Raw genomic sequence first — 6,045 nt, 5'->3', positions numbered from 1 at the left:
AAAAAAATAATTATAAAAAAAATAATTATAAAAAAAATAATTATAAAAAAAATAAAAATATGGCGATTAACCATAAGGGCTGAATCCTTCTTGGAAATGCTCACATACTTCTTCTAACTTTTCGGGAATGTTTATTTTTTGTGTACAGTAATCAATGCAGGTTTCACATTTGGTGCAATCACTTGCAGGAACCTTTTCTTCACCTAATTTATCATAATACAATCTGTATATATTTGACTGTTTCTGTACACTATGATGATTATATAATCTGAAATACTCTGGAATTGGGATTTCCAATGGACAAGCTTTAAGGCAATAGCCGCATTCACTGCATGGTACAGCAAGATTTTCCCTTAATTTATCTGCTTCTTCTAATAAGAACTTATGTTCCTCTTCGCTTAATGGCTCAAAGTTTTCAAAGGTATCTATATTATCCAATAGATCTTCCATCTTATTCATTCCACTTAAAACCATTTTTACATGTTCCAATGAAGCGCAGAACCTCATTGCAAAGCTTGCAATAGACTTATCTGGATTGAATGACTTAAAATCATCATTGATGCTTTCTGGCTGATTTACAATTACACCACCTTTAAGTGGTTCCATAACATAAACGTCAAGACCGTGCTTTACACATAAATCATAGCATTTGTGAGCTTCAATAGCTGGATCTTCCCAATCCAAGTAATTAAGTTCCAATTGGACTATATCAAGAATATCTGCATACTTATCAAGGAATTTCTCAAGCAAATCAGAGTTGTCATGGAAACTTATACCTATTTTCTTAGTCATGCCTTTTTCTTTCATGTTCTTTACATATTCAAAGGTATTGTGCTCTTCAGCTAACTTTAACCATGGAACATTGATATTATGTACAAAAAATACGTCAAAATAGTCAATTCCAAGCCTTTCAAGCATGGTATTAACAAATTTATCGTTATCTTCTTCACTTGTCAATGCCCATGTAGGCATTTTATCACATATTTGGTAGGATTCACGAGGATATCTGTCAACTATTGCTTTTTTCATTGCAACTTCACTAACTCCATTATGATAAGCAAATGAGGTATCAAAGTAGTTGAATCCTTTTTCCATGTAAAGGTCTACCATTTCATTAAATAATTCCTGGTCAATTTTAGTAGGGTCATTTGCATCAGTTTGAGGCAATCTCATGCATCCAAATCCAAATTTTGATTTATATTCCATTTTTTCACTCCAAATATTTTTTTTATCAGTTTTTTTTAATCTATAAACCTTGTTAAATTAATATAATTGTATATATAAAAATATTTTTAATTAATTGTATATATAAATGTTTTTATATGAAAAAACTATTAAAATTTATTCCAATTATTTTCTTTTATTTCACTAAAAAAGATTAAAAAATTCTTATTTTTTAAATTAAATCTTTTTTAGAGATTTATATAAAAATTGCTATTTACAAAACTTTATAAATTACTATAAATATAAATATAATTGTATCAAAAAATTATTAAATATTTTATATAAATCTTAAAAATATTAATTATAATTTCACCTAAAAAGGGATAATAATATGCAATTCAGAACACCATCAAAAAACAACACTATATCTAATAAGGATATTGAGAAGGAGTTTAAGAATCTAAGAAAGGAACTCTTGGATTTAACCTTACGAAACCCCCTTCTTAGCTTCAAGGCAAGGAACAGAAATCTCAGTATCATTAACCAAACACCTATGAATGCATATAAGATCCTTGTTTTAGAGAATAAGAAAATGTATTTCTCTCCTAATAAGGCAGAGACCAAGAAATCCAGAGCTCACACTTTCATAGATCAAACCAAGGAATTCTTATCATCTGAAAGCGATAAAACCTTAAAAGCAGATTTGACACCTAGTGAGCTTCAAAAAAGACTATTTTATATTGACCAGCAATCTAAGACAATGGTTCAGGAACAAGGTTACAATATTTTGTATATTGCTCTTGGTTTTATAGAATGGATTGACAAGAAGAAACCAAGACAAAAGAATTTAGCCCCACTTATTCTTATTCCAGTAGCTATGGAACGTAAGAAGGTTGGAAATTCATTTTCATTATCCTGGACTGGAGAAGACATTCAAAACAACATCTCAATTCAAGCTAAATTGCGTGAAGCGGGAATAGAGCTTCCTAAATTTGAGCAAACTTCTTATATTGAAGGTGTAAACCAATATTTAGCAGATGTTAAAAAGGCAATCAGACCATTTAGCAAATGGGATGTTAAGGATGATGTGGCTTTAGGATTCTTTTCATTTACTAAATTTGTCATGTATAATGACTTGAATCCTGAAAGTTGGAGCAAAGATGTTGATTTAACTAAAAATGAACTTATTCAATCAATATTCAATCCAAGCAAAAATGTTTATGAGGATACATTTGAGGAAGAAGATGTGGATGAAAAACTCCATTATAAAACAATGTATCAAGTCTTGGATGCTGATTCATCACAGATTGCAGTTATAGAAAACGTAAAGGCAGGCCATAATCTAGTTGTAGAAGGACCTCCAGGAACAGGTAAATCACAAACTATCGTAAACTTGATTGCAGAGCTTATAGCAGAAGGAAAAACAGTTCTCTTTGTAAGTGAAAAGATGGCTGCACTTGAAGTTGTAAAAAGCAGATTGGATAGTGTAGGTCTTGGAAAATTCGTATTGGAATTGCATTCACACAAGACAAGACGAAAACAATTCTTGAAAAACCTCAAGAAAGCAACTAATGTAAGGGCTACAAGAGACTTGAAATTAGATCAAACCCTTAGAAAGCTTGAAAACTTACGTGACCAATTAGATCAATATGCTGAAATAATTCACACTCCAATGGCTAATGTAAATCTCACACCATTTGAATTATATGGTATGAAAGAGTCTTCAGAAGACTATTTTGCAAGACAAAGTAAATTATTGCCTTTAGTAAGATTCAACAATGCTGAAGACTTAACAATGAAGGAATTGGATGATATTATAATATCATTAGAAAATTTAGCAGAATTATATTCAACCATTTCCAAAAATAATCCATGGAGCTATTGCAATCCAAAGAGTTTGCTTCCAGCGGATTTAAGGGAAATTGAATTATTGATTAGGGATAGTTTAGAGTCTTTAAGTGATTTCAGATATGAGATGAATGTTGTAAATGAAGTTTACGGCATTAAAATCCCTAATACACTAAAAGAATACGAAGATTCAATAACTGCATTGAATATTTTGAATAGTGAAAGTGCTAACTTAGTGGATAGTTCAGTCTTGCTTAGCAAATATTGGTTCAATAGTCCAGAAAAATCCTTAGAGCTCATTAAGCTATTGCAGCATTATCAGCATGCATCTGGATTATTTAATAAATTCTCAGATTATTTGCTTGTTGCGGATTTAGATACAATAATATATGATTTGGAAAAGGAATCCAATAAGAAATTCAAGCTATTTGGTGGAAATTCCCATAAGGAAGAGCTTTATAAGCTTTATAACGGCAATGTTCCAAGTGATAGGGAAGCATTGAATGACTTGATTAAAGTGAGAAACCATATTAAAATCAGACAAAGCCTAAAGGATAACGAAGCTCTTGGAAGAGCATATTTCGGTGATTTATGGAGTGAAAACGCTAATATAAATGACTTGAAGCAAGTGGCTAATTGGATGAATAAATTTGTCTATCTCATATCAAATGGCACTTTTAGTGAAACTACTGTAAAAATGCTTTCAAATGATCTTTTCCTTCCAGATATGGATTCCAGCATAGATGACTATGTTGAAAAGGGAAATAGATTCTATGAAAATCTTAAGAAATTGGAGTCAAAATTAAATCCAAGAAGCAAAATCATCTTTAAAAGAGAAACAGATGATGTTCCATTTGACAAATGGGAAAATCAATTGAATAAATGGAAAGGACAATTATCAAGCTTACATTTATGGTCTCAGTATTCCAACACCAAAAGGGCATGCAGGAATAGTGAGGCATCATTATTCATTAAGACCATTGAAAAAAGAAACATTAAGAAAGATGACGTTAAACCAATGGTTTTAGGTAATTTTGCAGACAGCTTACTCAATATTGTCTTCAATGAAAATGACACTTTAGCAACATTTATCGGTGAATTGCACGAAAACAGAATCAAGGAATTCAAGGATTTGGATGTAAAAATCATTAACTTGAATAGAAAAAGGATTTTCAATAAGCTAAATAGCCAAATTCCTAAGATTTATGGTGCTGCTAATGATCCAGAAGCTAAGGTATTGGCAGGAGAATTTACAAGAAAAAGTGGACATTTACCTGTTAGAACATTGCTTGAAAAGGCAGGAGGAACCATTAAAAAGATTAAACCTGTCTTTATGATGAGTCCATTGTCCATTGCACAATATCTTGATCCTACAAATCCTAAATTGCAATTTGATGTGGTTATTTTCGACGAAGCAAGTCAGGTGAAACCTGAGGATGCATTAGGTGCATTCATGAGAGGTAAGACTGCTGTTGTAATGGGAGACACTCAACAATTGCCTCCTACAAGCTTCTTTGACCAAATGACTGACAGTGAAAGTGGGGAAGAAGTGGCAACTGCTTTGGATATGGAAAGTATCCTTCATTTATGTAAATTATCATTCCCAGTTAAAATGCTTAAATGGCACTATAGAAGCCGTCATGAGTCTTTAATTAATATTTCTAATAGGGAGTTTTATGATAATGAGCTATTGGTATATCCATCTCCATCTCACACAGATCCAGAATTAGGTCTTAAATTCCATTACAATCCTAATACTCAATATCATAGAGGAGAAGGCTCAGCTAACCCTCTTGAAGCAAAGGACGTAGTTAAAGAGATATTCAATCACTTTGCAAAATATGGTGACAAAAAGAGTTTAGGTGTAGGAACATTCTCTGTAGCTCAAAAGAATGCAATTCTAGAGGAATTGGAGATTGAAAGAAAAGCCCATCCTGAATATGAAGCCTTCTTTTCAGAAAACAAGGAAGAAAGATTCTTTGTTAAAAACCTTGAAACTATCCAAGGAGACGAAAGGGATGTCATATTAATCAGTGTAGGATACGGTTATGACACAGAAGGCAAAATGTCATTGAACTTCGGCCCATTGAATCAGGATGGAGGGGAAAGACGTTTAAATGTACTTGTTACAAGAGCAAGAGAAAAATGTGTAGTGTTTACCAACTTCAGAGCTCATGATATTCATTTAACTGCTAATCCACCATTTGGTGTAAAATCATTGCAGGCATTCTTGGAATATGCTGAAAACTTGCATTATAACCAATCTGTCCAATATGAGGATTATGATGAAGCACCATTTGAAGATGCAATTTGCAATTTCATAGCTGAAAATGGATATGAAGTGGATAAGAAGGTTGGTTGTGCAGGATTTAGAGTGGATTTAGCTATTAAAGATCCGGATAATCCTGGAAAATACATTTTAGGAATCCAATGTGATGGTCATAATTACGCTTCAAGCAAGGTAGCTAGAGATAGGGATAGATTAAGAGAACAGGTATTGAAAGGTTTAGGTTGGAATATCTATCATATCTGGTCTACTGATTGGTATAGAAACAGAGACTTGGCAAGAGCTAAGCTATTGGAGAATATTGAATCAACAATTGTCAATACTAAAGTTAAGGACTTGAAGAAAAAGATCAATGATGTTGAATCAATGAAAATCAATCCTGTAACTACAGTTATCCTTGGAAAAGACGATAATGAAGATGAAAATGATGATTTCATAGAGAATAACGAAGAAGATGAAATGGATATTGTAAATAATATTTCAGATAATGATTTGGCAAATATCCAATCAATTAAAGAGGAAATCAATGAAAAGGCTGAAAAGGATAAGGAAAAAGAAGATTTAATCAACAGATACTTGGAAGGATTTGATGATGAATTAACTAAAAACTCTTCCAAAGATGATAAAACTTCCATTAATGCTTGGAATACCAGCATGGAGGTGCAGACATCCTACCGGCCGGTGTTTTCCGGCGTTACCACTAAGGATGCTTGCTACTTTACCTTTGATCCTGTGGCGGCAGACGG

2 protein-coding genes are annotated in these 6,045 nt (G+C 32.5%); one reads left to right on the top strand and one right to left on the bottom strand.

Features of this window, described 5'->3' with window-relative positions; translation table 11 throughout:
- Positions 1-66: 66 nt before the first annotated feature.
- Positions 67-1,206 carry an aldo/keto reductase gene (locus Q0409_RS08190; protein ID WP_298536924.1) on the bottom strand — a complete coding sequence of 380 codons (1,140 nt, stop codon included), beginning with the start codon at positions 1,204-1,206 and terminating at the stop codon, positions 67-69.
- A gap of 349 nt (positions 1,207-1,555) precedes the next feature.
- Between Q0409_RS08190 and Q0409_RS08185 the strand changes: the two genes are divergently transcribed.
- Positions 1,556-6,045, top strand: a 4,490-nt coding sequence (locus Q0409_RS08185; protein ID WP_298536921.1) for a DUF4011 domain-containing protein, incomplete at its 3' end; no start/stop codon positions are given.

Source organism: uncultured Methanobrevibacter sp. (assembly GCF_937898925.1).
Classification (GTDB): Archaea; Methanobacteriota; Methanobacteria; order Methanobacteriales; family Methanobacteriaceae; genus Methanobrevibacter.
This window is presented reverse-complemented; position numbering and strand designations above follow the sequence as displayed.

Coding starts and splice junctions, on each gene's coding strand:
- Q0409_RS08190 (WP_298536924.1), bottom strand. CDS start 1,206: ATGGAATATAAATCAAAATTTGGATTTGGATGCATGAGATTGCCTCAA.